Genomic DNA, 20,102 nt, shown 5'->3' on the forward strand with positions numbered 1-20,102 from the left:
GATGAGTAAACGTAGAATTAAAAAAATTGCCATTATTGGTTCAGGAATTATGGGAAGTGGTATCGCTTGCCATTTTGCCAATATTGGTGTTGATGTCTTACTATTAGACATCGTTCCTAGAGAACTAAATGATAAAGAAAAAGCTAAGGGCTTAACTTTAGAAGATAAGGTCGTAAGAAATAGATTGGTTAATGATGCATTAACTGCTTCAATAAAATCAAAACCTGCACCTCTTTATCATCCATCTTTTAAAAATAGAATCACTACTGGAAACCTAGAAGATGATATTGCAAAAGTAAAAGATGTAGATTGGATTATGGAAGTTGTTGTTGAACGTTTAGATATCAAACAGCAAGTGTTTGAAAAACTAGAGCAACATAGAACACCAGGAACATTAATTACATCAAATACATCTGGTATTCCTATTAAATTTATGAGTGAAGGACGAAGCGATGATTTCCAGAAGCATTTTTGTGGAACACACTTCTTTAATCCTGCACGATACTTAAAATTATTTGAAATCATTCCAGGACCTAAAACAGATGCATCCGTTTTAGAATTTTTAAATGGCTATGGTGAACAATTCCTTGGAAAGACATCAGTTGTTGCCAAAGACACACCTGCTTTTATTGGAAATAGAATTGGAATCTTTAGTATCATGAGTCTATTTCATGCGGTAAAAGATTTAGATCTCACTATCGAAGAAGTAGATAAATTATCAGGCCCTGTAATAGGTCGTCCAAAATCGGCAACCTTCCGTACAGTTGATGTTGTTGGTTTAGACACCTTAGTTCATGTAGCCAATGGAATTAGAGAAAACTGCCCAAATGACGAACGTCATGAATTGTTCCAATTACCAGATTTCATTAACACTATGATGGAAAACAAATGGTTAGGTAGTAAAACTAAACAAGGTTTCTATAAAAAAAATGTATCCCCTGAAGGTAAAAAAGAAATTTTATCTCTAGACCTTAATACATTAGAATACCGTTCTGCTCAAAAAGCAAAATTTGCCACTTTAGAGCTTACAAAATCTATCGATAAGGTTGTTGACCGTTTTAAGGTATTAGTTAAAGGAAAAGATAAAGCTGGTGAATTTTACCGTAAAAGCTTTGCCGCATTGTTTGCCTATGTGTCAAATCGCATTCCTGAAATTACAGATGACCTATATAAAATAGACGATGCTATGAAAGCTGGATTTGGATGGGAACATGGTCCTTTCCAAATTTGGGATGCTATTGGTGTAGAAAAGGGAATTGAGATTATGAAAGCTGAAGGTCTAGAACCTAATGCTTGGGTAAATGAAATGTTAGCTTCTGGAAGCACGTCATTCTACAGTGTTAAAGCTGGTGCCACTTATGCATATGATATTCCGAAGAAATCTCAAGAAAAAATTCCTGGTCAAGATAGCTTTATCATTTTAGACAATATTAGAACATCTAATGAAGTGTTTAAAAACTCTGGTGTTGTTGTCGAAGATCTTGGTGATGGTATTCTTAATGTAGAATTCCAATCTAAAATGAATACGATTGGTGGTGATGTTTTAGCTGGATTAAATAAAGCTATAGATCTAGCCGAAAAAGATTTCGCTGGTTTAGTGGTAGGAAATCAAGGTGCTAATTTTTCAGTTGGCGCCAACATTGGAATGATTTTCATGATGGCAGCCGAGCAAGAGTATGACGAATTAAATATGGCTATCAAATATTTCCAAGATACCATGATGCGTATGCGCTACTCCTCTATTCCAACCATTTCTGCTCCTCATGGTATGACATTAGGTGGTGGATGTGAGTTATCAATGCACGCAGATAAAGTTGTTGCAGCCGCTGAAACTTATATCGGACTTGTTGAGTTTGGTGTTGGTGTTATTCCTGGTGGTGGAGGTTCAAAAGAAATGGCTTTAAGAGCTCAAGACACATTTAGAAAAGGTGATGTTGAGCTAAACGTACTACAAGAATATTTCTTGACTATTGGTATGGCTAAGGTTGCAACCTCAGCTTATGAAGCTTTTGATTTAGGTGTACTTCAAAAAGGAAAAGATATCGTCGTTGTTAATAAGGATAGACAAATTGCAACTGCAAAAGCTCACGCTAAGTTACTCGCTGATGCTGGTTATACACAACCTGTAAAACGCAAGGATATAAAAGTACTTGGAAAACAAGCATTAGGTATGTTCTTGGTAGGAACAGATGCTATGGAAGCGAGTCACTACATTAGTGAACACGACCAAAAAATAGCTAATAAATTAGCATACGTGATGGCTGGTGGTGATCTATCTGAGCCAACGTTGGTTACAGAACAATATTTATTGGATTTAGAACGTGAAGCATTCCTTTCATTATGTACTGAACGTAAAACCTTAGAACGAATCCAACACATGTTAACCAAAGGAAAACCTTTAAGAAACTAAGACAATGAAACAAGCATATATAGTAAAAGCATATAGAACAGCAGTTGGTAAAGCACCAAAAGGCGTGTTCCGTTTTAAAAGAGCCGATGAGTTAGGTGCTGAAACCATTCAGCATATGATGAAAGAATTACCTAATCTCGATGTCTCAAGAATTGATGATGTTATCGTAGGTAATGCAATGCCTGAAGGTTCACAAGGTCTAAACATGGCCCGATTTATTTCTTTAATTGGACTAAACAGTGTCGATGTACCTGGTGTAACTGTCAACCGTTTTTGTTCTTCAGGAATTGAAACTATTGGTATTGCAACAGCTAAGATTCAAGCTGGAATGGCAGATTGTATTATTGCTGGAGGATCAGAAAGTATGAGTTCTGTACCTATGACCGGATTCAAACCAGAATTAAATTATGATACTGTTAAAGCTGGTCATGAAGAATATTATTGGGGAATGGGAAATACAGCAGAAGCTGTTGCTAATCAATTTAAAGTATCTCGTGAAGATCAAGATGAGTTTGCATACAACTCACATATGAAAGCATTACGAGCACAAGCTGAAAATCGTTTTCAAGATCAAATCGTTCCTATTACAGTTGATCAAACTTATATTGATGAAAACGGAAAAAAAGCAACAAAATCTTACACTGTAACTAAAGATGAAGGTCCGAGAAAAGGAACTAATAAAGAAGCCTTAGCCAAACTTAGAGCAGTTTTTGCTGCTGGTGGAAGTGTAACGGCTGGTAACTCATCTCAAATGAGTGATGGTGCTGCCTTTGTTATGGTGATGAGTGAGGATATGGTTAAAGAATTAAATATCGAACCTATTGCACGTCTAGTAAACTATGCTGCTGCTGGAGTAGAACCTCGTATCATGGGAATTGGCCCTGTAAAAGCCATCCCAAAAGCATTGAAACAAGCAGGATTACAACAATCAGATTTAGAATTAATCGAGCTCAACGAAGCCTTTGCTTCGCAATCATTAGCAGTTATTAGAGAATTAGATTTAAATCCAGACATTATTAATGTTAATGGAGGTGCAATCGCTCTAGGGCATCCACTTGGGTGCACAGGTGCCAAACTATCGGTACAGCTATTTGATGAAATGCGTAAGCGCGATATGAAAGGTAAATATGGTGCAGTAACCATGTGTGTGGGAACAGGTCAAGGCGCCTGTGGCATCTTCGAATTTTTAAACTAACAGAAAGAACAAAACAAAAATATAGCAATGGAAACAACAGAAAAAGATATCTTAAGAGGAGGCCAATTTTTGGTAAAAGAAACCAAATGTGAGGACGTATTTACTCCTGAAGATTTTTCAGAAGAACAGAAAATGATGAAAGAAGCGGTTATGGAATTTAATGACCGCGAAATTATAGCACATAAAGCACGTTTTGAAGCAAAAGATTATGCCTTAACTGAAGAATGCATGGTGAAAGCTGGGCAGCTCGGATTTTTAGGTGTTGCTGTTCCTGAAGCTTATGGCGGATTGGGAATGGGATTTGTATCTACGTGTTTAACCTGCGACTATATTTCTAGTGGTACAGGTTCTTTTAGTACAGCCTTTGGTGCACATACTGGAATTGGAACAATGCCAATTACACTCTATGGAACAGAAGAACAAAAGCAAAAATATGTACCAAAATTAGCTTCTGGTGAATGGTTTGGTGCTTACTGTCTAACCGAACCTGGAGCTGGGTCTGACGCCAACTCTGGTAAAACTACTGCTGAATTATCGGCAGATGGTAAATCCTATAAAATCAACGGACAAAAAATGTGGATATCAAACGCAGGTTTTTGTAGTGTTATGATTGTATTTGCACGTATAGAAGATGATAAAAATATTACCGGATTTATTGTTGAATATGATGGAGAAAAACCTAATGGAATTACTTTAGGAGAAGAAGAACATAAATTAGGTATTCGTGCAAGTTCTACACGTCAAGTATTTTTTAATGATACTGTTGTTCCTGTAGAAAACATGTTAGCTGGTCGTGGTGAAGGATTTAAAATTGCTATGAATGCATTAAATGTTGGTCGTATTAAATTAGCTGCTGCTTGCTTAGATTCACAACGACGCATTCTTACAACTGCAGTAAACTATGCCAACGAACGTAAGCAGTTTAAAACACCTATTGCAGATTTTGGAGCAATCAAAACAAAACTTGCACAAATGGCAACTAGTGCTTATGCTGGAGAATCTGCAACATATAGAGCTGCAAAAAACATTGAAGATCGTATCGCCATTCGTGAAGCCTCAGGAAATACACATCAAGAAGCAGAATTGAAAGGCGTTGAAGAATATGCTATTGAATGTTCTATCTTAAAAGTTGCTGTTTCTGAAGATGTTCAAAATTGTGCAGATGAAGGTATCCAAATCTTTGGAGGAATGGGATTCTCTGAAGAGACACCTATGGAAGCAGCTTGGAGAGATGCTCGTATTGCGCGTATTTATGAAGGAACAAACGAAATTAACCGTATGCTTTCAGTTGGAATGCTTGTGAAGAAAGCTATGCGTGGTCATGTTGACCTTTTAGGTCCAGCAATGAAAGTACAGGAAGAATTAATGGGGATTCCTTCATTTGAAACTCCCGATTATTCTGAGTTGTTTTCTGAAGAAAAAGCAATGATCGCCAAACTTAAAAAAGTATTCTTAATGGTTGCTGGTGCTGCTGTTCAAAAATTCGGACAAGATTTAGAAGAGCATCAACAGTTATTAATTGCTGCTGCTGATATCTTAATCGAAATCTATATGGCAGAATCTACGGTTTTAAGAACCGAGAAAAATGCGAAACGCTTTGGTCAAGAGGCTCAAAAAGTACAAATTGCCATGTCTAAATTATACTTATACAATGCCGTAAGTATTGTAGAAGGAAAAGGAAAAGAAAGTATTATTTCATTTGCAGAAGGTGATGAACAACGTATGATGTTAATGGGACTAAAACGTTTTACAAAGTACCAAAACTACCCAGACATTGTTGATTTACGCAATGAAATTGCAGAAAAAGTTAAAGCAGAAAACAAATACTGTTTTTAAAGATTTTTTTTTTAGTTTGAGATGTCGACTTAAGTACATTATGAGCGGTAACATGGAGTTCTGTGCTTAATTAGACAATTAATGTTAGTAAAATTGAGACTAATTCAAATTTTCTAAACATGGAGAGCCAATCCACTTGTGGGATTGGCTTTTAATTTTATTACCAATATTAAAATTTGATTTTACTTGCTTTTAATAAGCCATTGTAGAGTGCTTTGGCTATCTTTTGTTGATGATTAGTATCATTTAATTTAGCCTTATCCTCTGCATTAGATAGAAATCCTAATTCTAAAAGTACTCCAGGGCAATTGATATCTTTTAAAATTTTAAAACTAGCCGTATTCATTTTAGCATTATCAAAATTTCCTTCTAGTTGCTCATACAAGAGAGACATTCCGTATTTCATAGATTCGCTATTGGTTTTAGTATTATCATAATAAAACGCTTCTACACCATTTGCATTCGCATTGGGAGCAGAATTACAATGCAAGCTAATCATAAGGTCTGGGTTTTGAGCATTAATAAATTTGACCCTGTCATTTAAAGACAAAAACTCATCCTCATGTCTTAAGGTAATAATTTTAATGTTCTCATTACTGTATTGCGCCAAAGCATTAGAAATGTTTAGTACAATATTTTTTTCATTTAAATGCCCTGAATCTCTTCCGCCATGAGCGGCATCTATAACTACAACTAATGGTTTACTTAAATCCTTAAACGAGCTGAGCATAAAAATTCCAGAAAATAAAAGTAAAGCAGTTGTAACCTTTAATGTGCGTTTGAAAACTGATGATTTTGATCGATGTAACATAATAATTCTGTTTTTGATTTGAATGAAATTAAATCCGCTAGTAAAAGGAACGCGGCATTCCGTAGGATTAGACCCAATGATGAGTTGGGAATACATATTAATATCTATTCCAGACTTCACAGTTAGGTGATCTGCAATAAACTCATGATTTTGTATGATAGCTTTTTTATACAGCCAAACAAAAGGATTAAACCACAATACACATAAGACCAATTCAATAAAAAGAACGTCTAAGCTATGCCAATGATTACAATGTACAACCTCATGTTGAATCATAGAATTTGAATAGTGGTCTTCCTCAAGGCTTTCAGAATTGATAAACAAATAATTAAAAAAGCTTGAGGCATTTTTACTTTCATTTCCTTCTATTAGCTTAAGATTAGCATAACGAATATAATCTTGCTTTGTAAGTTTAATGATACCCATTAGGTTTTTGACGAATCTAAATACAAAGCATAACGAAATAGCTAAATACACATACCAAATCATATTATATATTGTATGGTCTGGTTTTTTAATTTCAGATACGGTAACACCATTCATTGCTTGATGAACAATCCCATTATTTTCTGAAGGCTGTATGGATAGCTCTGTGATACTAGGCACAGTATCTAATATCTCGATTTCCATTAGTGGTGCCAATAAGCATAATATTAAAGTTATAAGCAGATAAGCACGATTAAACTGAAAGGTCTTTTGCTGTTTTAGAACAAAATGGTATACCAAAAAGGAACCGCCTAAACTCATCAATGTATAGAATAAGTAGTTGATCATTTATTTCTTTTTTTGATTAATTTTTTGTTGTAACAACTCTTGCAATTCCTCTAATTCTGTTACAGATAAATCTGCGTTTTTTGTAAAGAATGATGCAAACTGAGATTTTGAATCATTAAAAAAATGCTGGATCATACCATTTACTTGCTTAGAGAAATAATCATTTTTCTTTAAAATTGGATAATACTGTTTATCCCTTCCTAAACGTTCAAAACCAATATAACCTTTATCACACATACGCTTTAAAAGAGTAGAAATAGTAGTATATGCAGGTCTAGGCGCAGGGAATTGTTCAACAATATCTTTCATGAATCCCTTTTTTAAAATCCATAGATACTTCATGATTTGCAATTCCGATTTATTTAACTGTTTTATATCCACAATTATAGTTTTAATACTACAAATGTAGTAATAAAATTTAACTGTACAAATTTTTTATAAAATGCCTATCAAAACTTTTATATCTTTATGCTAAATCATTACTCATGAAATCTTTAGTTACTCTACTCCTATTTCTAACAACCTTAGCATTACATTCTCAAGCGAATACCGAAGTTTTTCTATTCGATTTAGAAGCGAATAGTTCAAAAATTGAAGTAAAAAATGCCAAGAATTTATCAAATAATGAAGGCTACGATAATCAGCCTTCATTTCTAAATGATCGCTATATTTTATTTGCTTCGACTAGAAATGGTCAAACCGATATTGCCAAATATGATATGCGCTATGATTCTAAATCTTGGCTCAATTTCACAGAAGGTGGTGAATACACACCGCTTAAAATTCCAAATAAAAATGAAGTCTCAGCAGTACGCTTGGATAAAGATGGTAAACAACGCCTCTATGCATATAACATGAGTAATGGTGATTCTAATGAACTCATCCAAGATCTAGTGGTTGCATATTACACATGGTATGATGAACAAACTATCGTATCAGCAGTTATCGAAGAGGATAATTTAAATTTATATACGACAAATCTAGAAGAAGGTAAAAGTCGAAAATATCAATTAAATGTTGGACGTTCATTTCATAAGATTCCAAATTCAAACCTTGTGAGTTATATTTCCAAAGACAATGAAAAACAATGGCAAATAAAGTCATTAAATCCAATTTCTGGTGCCACAAAAGTAATTGCTAATACGATAGCAGGTGTTGAAGATATTTGTTGGTTAGATAGTAAAACCATTCTTTCTGGAAAAGATAATATATTGTATAAATTAACTTTACAAAAAGATAATAACTGGAAAAAAATTGCCGATTTAACTGCAAACGGTATTACTAAAATCACACGTTTGGCTGTAAATCCTGAAGGCACGAAGTTATTAATTGCTGGAGATATTAGTAACACGACTACAACAGATACAAAAACTACTGAAGAAACAACACAAACTCAAACCAACGAATCTGAAGAGTCTACAACTGAAAGTAACACTGCAATCTCTAAGGTCGAAGCCATTGTTCAAAGAAATTTAGAAGCCTATAATGCAAGAGATATTGATGCGTTTATGGCTGATTATGCAGATGATATAAAACTTTATAATTATCCAAACACCTTAAGTACAGAAGGAAAAGAAGCAATGCGAAAGGGTTACAAAGACTGGTTTGATCGCGTTCCAGATCTAAGAGCTTTTATCAAAAAACGCATTGTGATTGGTAACAAAGTTATTGATGAAGAACAAGTCACAGCTAATGGAAAAGTTTTTAATGCAGTAGCAATTTATGAAGTTGAAAATGGAAAGATTGTTAAAGTAACTTTTATTCAATAATCAGATTAATTGATCTACTTAGAGCAAAAATGTCCACGTTATGCATCTTATAAACGTTATAGTAATAAGATGTTTAATTAAAAGATTTAAAATGAAATACATATTTATACTCGTTTTTTGCATTAGCTTTTCAGGGTTTTCTCAAACTGTAACAAAAGCTTCAACAGACTCTCTTGCTCCAAAGCTTGAAAACATCAAATGGATTTCAGGCAACTGGAAAGGTGAAGCCTTTGGTGGCCAAGTAGAAGAAAATTGGAGCGAACCCTCTGGAGGTTCTATGATGGCTACTTTTAAATTGATTAACGATGGGAAAGTATCTTTCTATGAAATTGAAATTATTAGAGAAGTAGAAAATTCACTGGTTCTTCAGTTAAAACATTTTGATAATGATCTCAAAGGATGGGAAACCAAGAATGAAACTGTTGACTTTCCATTAAAAAAAATTACACCAACTCAAGTGGTTTTTGAAGGTATGAGTTTTGAAAAAGTAAGCGATACCGAAATGAACGTCTATGTCGACATTAAAAATGACAAAGGAGAAGTTGAGATCGTAAAATTTAATTATAAGAAAAGTTGATGAGAAAGGTTTCGTGTTTAGTAGTTCTAATTGTAATTGTATTTAGCTGTAAGCAAAATTCAAACAAGGCAAACAATAGTGTTACAACGAAACAAGAACATCAACTTTTAAACATCAAAAAATCCAAAACCAACATCGTATTAGATGGTAAGGCTGATGAAAATGCCTGGGAGAATGCAAGTTGGCATCCCATTGATCAATTATGGTTGGGTTCCTCATATTCTGAAAATGACTTTTCGGGTCGTTACAAACTCACTTGGACCAATGAGGCACTTTATCTCTTAGCCGAAATAACAGATGATGTCCTTTTAGATAAAGAACCAGACCCTCTCAAAGCATGGTGGGACGATGACTGTTTAGAGATTTTTATTGACGAAAACAATAGTGGTGGACATCATCAATTTACTCACAATGCCTTTGCGTATCATATTGCACTAGATGGTAATGTTGTGGATATGTCTACTTCGGAAAAAGGCAAACTCTATAATTTGCATATAGAATCCAAAAGAGAAACTAAAGGAGACACCTCTATATGGGAAGTTAAAATATTATTGTACGATGACACCTATACTGATGATGGTGTTAATACATCTATTACCTTAAAACCTAATAAAAAAGTTGGTTTTGCATTAGCATACTGTGACAATGATACTAGTGCGAACCGTGAAAATTTTATTGGATCTATCGCTGTAGAAGGTGACGATAAAAACCGAGGTTGGATAGATGCAGATATTTTCGGAACTTTATTACTCACAAAATAAAAGCAACTAAAAAATACTATGAAACGATTAATAACACTAGTTTTTTTAACCTATTGTACATTTGCATTCGCGCAAACCAGCCCAAATATTTACGACATTATTGATGCGGTTTCCGAAGAACGTCTAAGACAGGATGTTAAAACTCTTGCCGATTTTGGTACTCGTAACACCTTTAGTGACACCATTAGTGAGACAAGAGGTATTGGCGCTGCAAGGCGATGGATAAAAAATGAATTTGAAACTATTTCTAAAAGTTGTAATAACTGCCTGAATGTATTTTACCAAAAAGATTTTGTCACCAAAGAAGGCAATCGTCGTGTCCCAAAAGATGCTTGGGTGGTTAATGTGGTTGCCATTCAAAAAGGCACCAAATATCCTAACCGTTACGTTATCATGAGTGGCGATATCGACTCACGTGCTAGTAACACTATGGATTTCACCACAGACGCACCAGGTGCTAATGACAACGCTTCTGGAATGGCTGGAGCTATTGAAGCTGCCCGTGTGTTATCTAAATATCAATTTGAAAGTAGTATCGTCTATGTAGGTCTATCTGGTGAAGAACAGGGTTTATTTGGTGGTGCTGGATTAGCAGCCTATGCCAAAGAGCAAGATTGGGACATTATTGGTGTTTTAAATAATGATATGATTGGTAATATTGAAGGTGTAGATGGAGTAATTGATAATCGAACATTCCGAATTTTCTCTGAACCTATTACCACAGCCGAAACAGACCCTGAAATATTAGCACGTCAAGCACGAGGTCGTCGTTTTTTTGGTGGTGAAGTTGATGGTACTTCGCGTCAGCTAGCCCGTTATGTGCATAATACTGTAAAAACGTATATGCCAGAGATGAATCCTATGATGGTTTATAGACTAGACCGTTTTGGTCGTGGTGGACATCACAGACCTTTTAATGATCTCGGATATCCTGGCATTAGAATTATGGAAGCCCATGAAAATTATACCCAACAACATCAAGATATTCGCACCGAAAATGACATTGCTTATGGTGATACCTTTGAGCATGTGAATTTTGGATACGCTAAAAAATTGACTGCTGTAAATGCTATCAATATGGCAAACTTAGCTTGGGCACCTCCTGCTCCATCAACTGTTGAAATTGGCGGAATTGTAGAAGCCTCTGTAAAACTAAAATGGAATGCCGTTGATGGCGCCAAAGGTTATAAGATTTATTGGAGAGATACCACATCTCCAACTTGGGATCATAGCAGATATGTAGGTAATGTCACCGAGTTTACTTTGGGTGGCATCGTTATAGATAATTTTTACTTTGGTGTTGCTGCTGTCGATGATGATGGTTTTGAAAGCGTTGTTGTATTTCCTAATAAGATTATGAGATAAAATAATGGATATTTCAATACCGTACGATATACAAAAAGGCTATCCATTAGGATAGCCTTTTTGATGACTTAAAATAAAAAAACTAACTAATTAACTAAAATCTTTTTCGAGTTAATACCGTTTTCAGCTTTTACAATCACAACATAAGCACCAGTTGTCATTGTATTAGTATTTATACTTAATTCGTTATTTGAATTTGAAGCATTTGATCTATGAACAGATTGTCCAAGAATAGAGTATACTTCAACTGTATCTATTTTTAAATTTGCGTTGTTTAATATCTTGATTTGATCTGCAGATGTATCAAACATAATATCTAATGATTTATCTGCATCAAAATCTGTTGTACTTAATGTTTCTGGTTGCATGAATACAATTTCAAAACGGTTTAAGTAAAGACCAGCTGGAAGATTAATTTCGTATGCACCATCTTTAATACTATGGTATACACCTGTTTGAGTATCGTGAACAAAAATCTTCATTGCGTTTGGAATATTTTCCAATTTGTTAATTGAAATGGTGTTTATTCCACTTGTATTTGTGTGAATACCCAAAGCAATTACTGTTTCTTCGTTAATTTCACCAATAGCTTGGTTAATATATTTTCCTTGATCAATTACCCAATACATATCATCAGATTGTATGTTGTCAATTGCAGTATCATAATCTGCATCATATCCTTCTGTTGCATTTTCATCTTCTACAACTAATATTTCTCTTTCGTAAGTTCCAGCAGAATTAAGTTGCAAACCTATTTTCTTTCTTAGGTCTGGATCATTAGGCGTATTAGCAAATACAAAATTTGAACACATTAATGCGATACAAAAAAGTAATGCAGATACTCTTGTTGTTTTTGAAATTTGAAAATTTGTAATCGTTTTCATAATAGTAGGTTTTTAATGATGCCTTACATCATTGCTTAGTTAAATTCTCTTGTTTTTTTATTAAATGTTGTGCGCGAACTAAATGACATTTAGCGTTTACACGTTGAGGGAGAATACTTCGCTATTACGAAAAGTATTTTGGATTAATTTGAAATTGAAAGAAATATTATGAAAGTCAAATAGGTATTTTATTTCATAGGCTTGGGGCCAAATATTTAATTGTATGTAACACACAATTTCAATAACAGTTCAAATATAGAACGGCAATATGAGGTGGTGTGAAATACTCGTTTAGATGCATAAAATACTCGTTATAATGATTGAAATTGCATAAAATATCGATTAAGTGACATTTATTTAACAACACATAAATGATTGAATATCAGAATATATAGCTTAAAAATCATTGAAATTTCGCACATAACGAACATAGTATTCAGTAAAAACAAAAAGACCACCAAAAAGGTGATCTTTAAATTGACATAAAATTCTAAAAACTATCTAATTAACTATAACTTTTGTAGAGTACCCTCCAGTTTCGGTTTCGACTTTTACAATATAAGCTCCAGCACTTAATGTACCTGTTTTTATTTTAATTTCACTTTCATTTACAAAATCATCTGATGCATATACAGACTGACCAAGAATGGTAAACAGTTCTATACTATCAATAATTAAATGTTTAGGGTTTAGTACAGAAATAACATCAGCTTCGCCATCATAAATAACCTGTATGGTATCATCATCTAACTCTGTTGTTTCAACTCCTAATGTATCTTGATTATTAAACACAAGTTCAAAACGACTCAAATGTATACCCGAAGATAAGATTACCTCATAGTCTCCTTCTTTTAAATTATGATACAATCCAAGTTCGATATCGTGTAAAAAGATATCCATGTCCTCAGGTATGTTTTCCAATTTATCAATCGAAATTGTGTTAGATCCAGTGTCATCAACATGAACCCCTAAAGGGAGAACTGTTTCAATGGTCATACTGTTAATACCTTGAATCACATATTTACCTTGAGCAATTAACCAATACATATCATCTGCTTGGATATGATATAATTCAGCATCGTATCCCCAATCATAATCCATAGTAGCATTCTCATCAGCAGTTACCAATATCTTTCTTGTATAGGTTCCAGAAGAATTAAATTTTAATCCAATCTTCATTCTTAGATCACCTTCAGTCTCTGGTTCAGTTTCAGTTTCACCATCTTCGGAAATTTGATTAGGTGCAGCATTACGCATAAATGTTGAAGAGCTTGTGGCTTCACTCATAAATACACGCTGACTATTTTTAAATCTAATCGTTCCTGTGTTTTCACCAACAACAAAGAATCCTTGTCCAACTGGAATGTATCGTCCAGGTAATTTATTACCTACTAAATTACTTTGATCTACATCTTCATCTGCAATACCATAAGCTGCTGCTGGAACTGCTCCAGCTAAATTATAAGTTGCATAACCGCCTTGATATTCGGCTAAAATATGAGATCCTCCACCCCAATGTTCCCAAAAATAGATGGTACCTGTTGTATTCCCCGCACCTTCAATTGTTGGTGCATTATCTAGAATAAAGGCATGTGCATCAATAGCAGAAGCATAAGGATTACCAACTAAATAATCGTTTCCTGCACTAATTGGCAATGTGATATCTCCATTATTTGGTTTTCCGTTAACAACATAATTTTGTTCTTGTGACACATTACCAGAAGTATTGGCAACACCTTTCATTGTAAAGCCTTCACCTGGTTTTAAAGTTCCTGTACTTCTTACATGCTGCCATGCAGAATAGTCATCGTCTGGTTGATTTGCAAATTTCCATACCCAGTAATCTGCAATACCAATTGGTGATCCAGACGTACCATCGTATGAATTTGTAATAAAGTTTATGCTTAATGGTGACGAAGAGTTTGTTCCGTCTCTAAATACACTAGTCAAAGAATAGTTGGTATTATTAGCTGTTGTACTCGACACACCTACTGGTGATGACCAATAATTATAGGTAAACATATCTCTAGTTCCTTGCTGATCTTTTTCCACAGACCCAGAACTTGCAACTTCTAAATCACTATCTTCAGATTGAATTAATTGTGATTCACCTTGTAAATCAATATCACCATTTAATCTTAAATAATGTGTTACTGTTAAACCATATCCAGTATTTGTCGAATTATTTCCGTCGACTGTAATTTTATTTGAATTCACAATCAAACCTAGCAATGATCTATTTTTTGAATTAATAGAAGCATTGTCCATCGTTAAATTATGAGATGTTTCGACAATATTCCAATCTACTGAAATGGCAGTGTTAGATATAGATGTCGCTCCAGGAATTGTTTGTCCTGAACCATTCACCCAAGAAGAACTTGATTCCCAGCTTCCATTTTGTGTAGACTTGTAAGGTAATGGAGCTGTTTGGGTATCAATAGCACTATTAGGTGTATTGTATAATCTACCATTTAGTGTAGTTTGCGATGATTTGTTAAATAAGCAATTTCCTCTTAAATGTGAAAACGGAAAGTAACCTTTCAAGTTCGTCCATGGTATGGAAGAAATATCATTTTTTGTAGGTGTAATCCCTTGTGATATAAAATATGAACCTGCTACATTACTACCAGATTGCTCAATCTCTTGATTCATTATAAATCGCAATTGGTCTTCAGATAGTTCAACATCCCATATTCTAACTTCGTCAATATCTCCATTAAAAAAACGACCAGGTGTTTCACCAGAAGCTCCAATCATAAAAGACGATGTAGATGCAGCTGGAGCTGGCTTAATACCAGAACCATCAGCAACACCATCTACATAAAGCGTCCCTTTAGTTCCGTTATACGTAAATGCTAAATGATGCCATTCTCCAGTTGGAATAACAACCGACGAAATAAGATATTGCAAACTTGAGGTAGCATCTCTCCATGTCACCTGAAATTTTCCATTGTTAGCAATTTTAAAATCATAGCCTTCGGCATTATTACTTGTCCTCTTAGAGATGATAGACCTGTTAGTACCGCTTGTTCTTTTTACCCAAGCAGACATTGTAAAACTACCAGTATTTAAATCATAGTTATCGCCAAGGTCAACATAGTTAGACGTACCATCAAAGTTAAAATGATAAGAATCATTCATTTCTACTAATTTCGCTAAGGTGAAATAGTCACCATCTTCTAAATTTAATCCAGTAAAGCTTACGGTTTTAGTCGTGGCATTATATGTTCCTGTAATATTTTTATAATTAGTTAAGTCGCTATTGCTTGAAATAATCAATTCTAGATCTGTACTACCAGATATACTCCATTGACTTAAATCAAAATCCAATTTAATGGTACCAACATCATTAGAGCTTTCTCTGGCTTTCCAAATTCTACCAATGGTAGAAGATACTCTTTCAGGAACTACTGAAGATTGCAACTGAATTGCTACTCCATTATTTCCTACCAATAAATAATCTCTATCATTAGAAATAGAATTAGATTCATCCTCCATAGTTAATACAGAAGTTTCCTTAGTTATTTCCGCAACATGGACACTCTTAGATTTTAGTTGTAATAAGCCAGAGTCATCATCTCTTGCTATGCCAAAAACATTATACCCAAATCCAGAGTTATCAGATCCAGTCCAAGCATAAGTTCCATTAGAAAGTACATAATCATTACTAGTACCAGAATATCCAAAAGTAGTTGTATGATTTGGTGAGTTTTCCCATCTGTAATATTCATCATTATAACCAAGAGTAATTCCATACTTAATGGCCATATAAGTTTCAACCTTTTGTCTTTCGGCTGCTGTTAATGCTCTATCATAAACAATGATTTCAGCAACTCTTCCTTGTAATAAATTACCAATATCTGTATTACTATTATTTCTTCTTCCACCAATGATAACATCTTTATCTGTGGTTTCTCCAGTACCAAAACCAGCATCACCATCTGTATAAGTTGTTAATGGATCGAGGTATCCGTTTACATATTTCTTTATTTTTCCTGATGCTTCATTAGGATCATTTGCCAATGAGGCTCCACTAATATCAACAACTAAAGATGAAATTTTTGGATCATTTCTGGCATGTGTAATTCCGTAGTTAATTCCACTATTGGGGTCAGATTGACTGGTTCCTGAAGTTCTTCCAAGTGTATAATGCACCACACGATCTCTATCTCCTAACCATAATTGGTAACTTCTACTACTACCTGTTGCTCTTGACAATATTGTTCCTGCTCCACTTTGATCAGTTAAAAAAGCCGCAAAGATTGACATACTTGAAGGATTTGTTATGGCAGCATCAGGAGACGGTGTTATATCTAAACCTGTTCCTGAAATAGAAGCTGTTGCTATTTTCATATACTCTCCACCACTTCTTGTAAATCGAAGTGCAGGATTAAAATTAATTGCATCAGTTATATAGGTAGGTCCATTAGTAGATCCCTTTACAATACTAAACGCGTTAGAAGAATTATCTCCCCAAGTATTCACACGTTGATTATTTGTAGTTGTACTTGTTGAAGCATCTGCCTTCATCCATAATTGCAATTGTGTACTCACATTACCAGGCGAAGTTGAGATAACCACAGAAGTTTCTGGAGCTTCATAAACTTGTTCACTCGTCTCTTGTCCAAATACAACAATGGTATTGAATAAAAAGAAGATGATTAGAATACATAATTTGGTAATAGCGGGTCTACCAAAATTCTTAATAGCTTTCATACATAATAATTTTTAAGGTGCATCGCACCACAGTAAATCCCTTACTTTTAGTTTAATTAGGTTAGGCAATGTTAACTAAAGCTAACACATAGCACTATGAGGGAAATACTTTCTAGCTATAAAAAGTATTTTGGATTAATTAGATATTGAATAAATATTATGAAAGTGTATTACCGATTTGGGTATTGCGAAATGTATTAAAACGATCCTGAAATTGTCTGCTGAACAGACTTGGAAAGAAAAGAACATAACGCTGTAGTATTAACTACATTAAATAGGTATTTTTGTTTCATAGGCTTGGGGCCAAATATTTAAAAGTGATATAAATCACAATTTCAATAACGGCGTAAATGTATACTTACGCGATACAAGTATACAGAATAAATCGATTAAATGCATTAAATATTCGACGAAATACATAAAAATGTTAAAAAAATCGCTGAAAAACAGCGCTAAGGCCTATAAAACACAAAAATTGTAAATATCACATAATCAGCATTTTAGTGATTTTAACATGTTAAAATTGTAAGTAAAGTCTTTAAAAAACCATGGAATACTACTTCAAAACAGACATAGAATGGCGTAATTGGCTCCTTGAGAACCACAATTCTTCAGCAGGTATCTACTTAATCTTTTATAAAGTTGAAAACAAAGAGGCGTCGATGCGTTGGGAAGAAGCCGTTAAAGTAGCACTTTGTTATGGTTGGATTGATTCTACTGTTAAAAGTCTTGGCAATGGAAAACGCAGGCAATATTTCTGTCCGAGAAAACCTAAAAGTGTTTGGAGTGCCTTAAACAAAAGACACATTAAAGAACTTTCTGCTAAAAATCTAATTCATGAAAGTGGATTAAATAGTATAAGAACAGCTAAAAAGAATGGTAGTTGGACAGCATTAGACAACGTAGAAAAAGGAATAGTGCCTACCGAGTTGCAGTTAGAATTTGATAAAAACTCTAAGGCCTTTGAAAATTTTAAAAACTTTGCGCCTTCTTATAGAAAAGGCTACTTATACTGGTTAAATCAAGCAAAACGTGAGGTGACGCGACAAAAAAGAATCGCAGAGATCATAAAACTTTGCGAAGCAAATATTAAAAGTAGAGCTACTTGGTAGCTAAAACATCAATTTTTTTATGTTATCCATATATCCTCTACTCACTCTTACGATGTCACCATTTAACATGGTTACATCATAACTTTTTGTATACTTATTAAGTTCTTTTACTTTATTTAAATTGATTATAGAAGAACGATGTACTCTAATAAAAATGCTGCTATTAAGCTTCTCTTCCAATGTTGATATTCCGTAGTTACTCAAATAGGTCTTATCTGTTACAACAATTTTTGAATAATCACCATAAGCTTCAATTCTAACCACTTCTTCCAAGGCAATGGTTACCAATTTATTTTGGCTCTGTACCAATATACGCTGTGGAGATTTTGTGGTATCCATTAATAAGCTCTCTGCCAATGGTCTTGCTTTATTTTGATTGCTGTTTTTTTCAGATTTTTCAACTGCTGTTTTAAATCGTTCTTTAGTATATGGCTTTAAAAGATAATCTATAGCATGAACCTCAAAAGCTTTTAATGCGTATTTATCATAAGCCGTAGAAAAAATAATTTGTGGTAATTCCTCTAAATGTTTTAGTACATCAAACCCTGTCATTCCGGGCATTTGAATATCTAGAAAGATCAAATCTGGTTTAAACTCATTAATCATTTTCACTGCATCTACACCATTATTAGCTTCTCCCAATAGGATTAAATGCGAAAAATCTTCAAGATATTCTCTTATGAGTTGTCGCCCAGACGCTTCATCATCTACGATAATTACCTTTCTCATATTTCAAAGCTAATTTTTAGTCCTTGAGGTCTATTATCAGATAATTTCAAGGCACTGTTATAACGCTTTTCTAGGCGCAGTCGTGTATTTGTTAATCCAATACCTTTCCCAAAAATTGATTGTTTGTTTTCAACACCTATACCTGTATCAGAAATTTCAAAAGCCAAATGCTCTCCTTTCTTTTTTACTGAAATAGTAATAGATCCACCTTCAATTAAAGATGATAGACCGTGCCTAATAGAATTTTCAACCAACGGCTGAAGCAACATTGGCGGTATCATTTCATCTAAAATGGAATCATCAACATCAATATAAATCTCCAATCGCTCTTGAAAACGCTCTTTTTCTAGAGCTAGATACTTATTTACAAAGTCCAATTCCTCATGAAGCGGAACATTTTCTACCTGAGACGCCTTGAGTTGATAACGAAACAAATCTGACAACTCTGCAATTAAATGTCTTGTTTTCTCATTCTCCGAGGGAACAGATGCACTAATGGTATTAAATATATTATACAGAAAATGCGGATTTAGCTGCGCTTTTAAAGCAGATAATTCACTTTTTAATGCAGCCGTTCTTAACTCTCCTTCAACAATTAATTTCTTCTGGTTCTCTTTATGATAATTGTAAGAGTGTAAAATTCCAAATTGAAGAATGTAAAATAATGCTGGAATATAAATATCCCAAACAGCTCCCCTTCCAGTTAAATGCCCAAAATCGATACTATCACAAATCCAATAATAACTTTGTTGCCATACCAATACAAATACTGGTAGTAATATGATATGCAGTAATAACAAATTGCGTGTAGACCAATGCTTTAATTTTTTAAACAATAACCACCATATAGGAATAGTTAGTAAAAACTTTAAAATATAATCTAAACCACTATCATCCATAAAACTCAGAGGCTCAAATAAAATATCATCGTCATGCTTAAATCCACCTCTATTATACCACAATGTTGCATGATAGAACATTGCCATTGATAGATAAAACCCAGCAAAAATTGTTAATTCACCTAAGTTTATCCCAAATAATCGTCGTTTAAAAAAAGGAGTTTTCATGAAACATGTTTTCAACAAATTTAAAAGTACTCCATATTATTAAATAATACTAATCGACGAATTGACCTATTTACAGTTCAATTGGAATTCCCATTC

14 protein-coding genes are annotated in these 20,102 nt (G+C 34.0%); 8 read left to right on the forward strand and 6 right to left on the reverse strand.

Annotated features, from left to right (window positions below; translation table 11 throughout):
- Nucleotide 1 precedes the first annotated feature (1 nt).
- Genes Q0783_RS08440 through Q0783_RS08450 form a run of 3 tightly spaced genes read left to right on the forward strand, consistent with a single transcriptional unit; the run spans nt 2 to nt 5,441 of the window.
- Nucleotides 2-2,410: a 3-hydroxyacyl-CoA dehydrogenase/enoyl-CoA hydratase family protein gene (locus Q0783_RS08440; protein ID WP_298894457.1), complete on the forward strand. Its 2,409-nt coding sequence runs from the start codon at nt 2-4 to the stop codon at nt 2,408-2,410.
- A gap of 4 nt (nt 2,411-2,414) precedes the next feature.
- Nucleotides 2,415-3,605, forward strand: a complete 1,191-nt coding sequence (locus Q0783_RS08445) for an acetyl-CoA C-acyltransferase (protein ID WP_230936254.1) — start codon at nt 2,415-2,417, stop codon at nt 3,603-3,605.
- Between the two features lie 27 nt (nt 3,606-3,632).
- Nucleotides 3,633-5,441, forward strand: a complete 1,809-nt coding sequence (locus Q0783_RS08450) for an acyl-CoA dehydrogenase family protein (protein ID WP_298894458.1) — start codon at nt 3,633-3,635, stop codon at nt 5,439-5,441.
- 169 nt (nt 5,442-5,610) lie between these two features.
- On the opposite strand, the gene Q0783_RS08455 is transcribed toward Q0783_RS08450, so the two are convergent.
- Both Q0783_RS08455 and Q0783_RS08460 read right to left on the reverse strand, forming a co-directional pair.
- Complete coding sequence (locus tag Q0783_RS08455; RefSeq protein WP_298894459.1) at nt 5,611-7,026, reverse strand: N-acetylmuramoyl-L-alanine amidase; 1,416 nt, start codon at nt 7,024-7,026, stop codon at nt 5,611-5,613.
- A complete protein-coding gene (locus Q0783_RS08460; RefSeq protein WP_298758576.1) occupies nt 7,027-7,407 on the reverse strand; it encodes a BlaI/MecI/CopY family transcriptional regulator in 381 nt (126 codons plus the stop codon).
- A gap of 104 nt (nt 7,408-7,511) precedes the next feature.
- On the opposite strand from Q0783_RS08460, the gene Q0783_RS08465 reads away from it, so the two are divergent.
- From Q0783_RS08465 to Q0783_RS08480, 4 genes are all read left to right on the forward strand, one after another.
- Nucleotides 7,512-8,795, forward strand: a complete 1,284-nt coding sequence (locus tag Q0783_RS08465) for a nuclear transport factor 2 family protein (RefSeq protein ID WP_298894460.1) — start codon at nt 7,512-7,514, stop codon at nt 8,793-8,795.
- Between the two features lie 91 nt (nt 8,796-8,886).
- The gene (locus Q0783_RS08470) at nt 8,887-9,372 is read left to right on the forward strand and encodes a DUF6265 family protein (RefSeq protein ID WP_298894461.1); all 486 of its coding nucleotides are present in this window, start codon (nt 8,887-8,889) and stop codon (nt 9,370-9,372) included.
- Entirely contained in the window at nt 9,372-10,133 is a 762-nt protein-coding gene (locus Q0783_RS08475; protein ID WP_298894462.1) for a CBM9 family sugar-binding protein, read from the forward strand. The genes Q0783_RS08470 and Q0783_RS08475 overlap by 1 nt, the downstream gene beginning before the upstream one ends.
- 18 nt (nt 10,134-10,151) lie before the next feature.
- Nucleotides 10,152-11,498 (forward strand): M28 family metallopeptidase, encoded by a 1,347-nt coding sequence (locus tag Q0783_RS08480; protein WP_298894463.1) that lies wholly within the window; start codon nt 10,152-10,154, stop codon nt 11,496-11,498.
- A gap of 86 nt (nt 11,499-11,584) precedes the next feature.
- Here Q0783_RS08480 and Q0783_RS08485 read toward each other — a convergent pair whose 3' ends face one another.
- Together Q0783_RS08485 and Q0783_RS08490 are read right to left on the reverse strand one after the other, a co-directional pair.
- On the reverse strand, nt 11,585-12,382 hold the full coding sequence (locus Q0783_RS08485; protein WP_298894464.1) for a T9SS type A sorting domain-containing protein: 798 nt from the start codon (nt 12,380-12,382) through the stop codon (nt 11,585-11,587).
- A gap of 501 nt (nt 12,383-12,883) precedes the next feature.
- A complete protein-coding gene (locus Q0783_RS08490) occupies nt 12,884-17,098 on the reverse strand; it encodes a LamG-like jellyroll fold domain-containing protein (RefSeq protein WP_298894465.1) in 4,215 nt (1,404 codons plus the stop codon).
- Nucleotides 17,099-17,646: 548 nt separating this feature from the next.
- Here Q0783_RS08490 and Q0783_RS08495 point away from each other — a divergent pair.
- Complete coding sequence (locus tag Q0783_RS08495; protein ID WP_298894466.1) at nt 17,647-18,210, forward strand: YdeI/OmpD-associated family protein; 564 nt, start codon at nt 17,647-17,649, stop codon at nt 18,208-18,210.
- Here the strand turns inward: Q0783_RS08495 and Q0783_RS08500 are convergent, their stop codons facing one another.
- Complete coding sequence (locus Q0783_RS08500) at nt 18,211-18,939, reverse strand: response regulator (RefSeq protein WP_298894467.1); 729 nt, start codon at nt 18,937-18,939, stop codon at nt 18,211-18,213.
- Nucleotides 18,936-20,006: a histidine kinase gene (locus Q0783_RS08505; RefSeq protein ID WP_298894468.1), complete on the reverse strand. Its 1,071-nt coding sequence runs from the start codon at nt 20,004-20,006 to the stop codon at nt 18,936-18,938. The genes Q0783_RS08500 and Q0783_RS08505 overlap by 4 nt, the downstream gene beginning before the upstream one ends.
- Between the last annotated feature and the right edge of the window lie 96 nt (nt 20,007-20,102).

The organism is uncultured Psychroserpens sp. (assembly GCF_947500255.1).
GTDB lineage: Bacteria > Bacteroidota > Bacteroidia > Flavobacteriales > Flavobacteriaceae > Psychroserpens.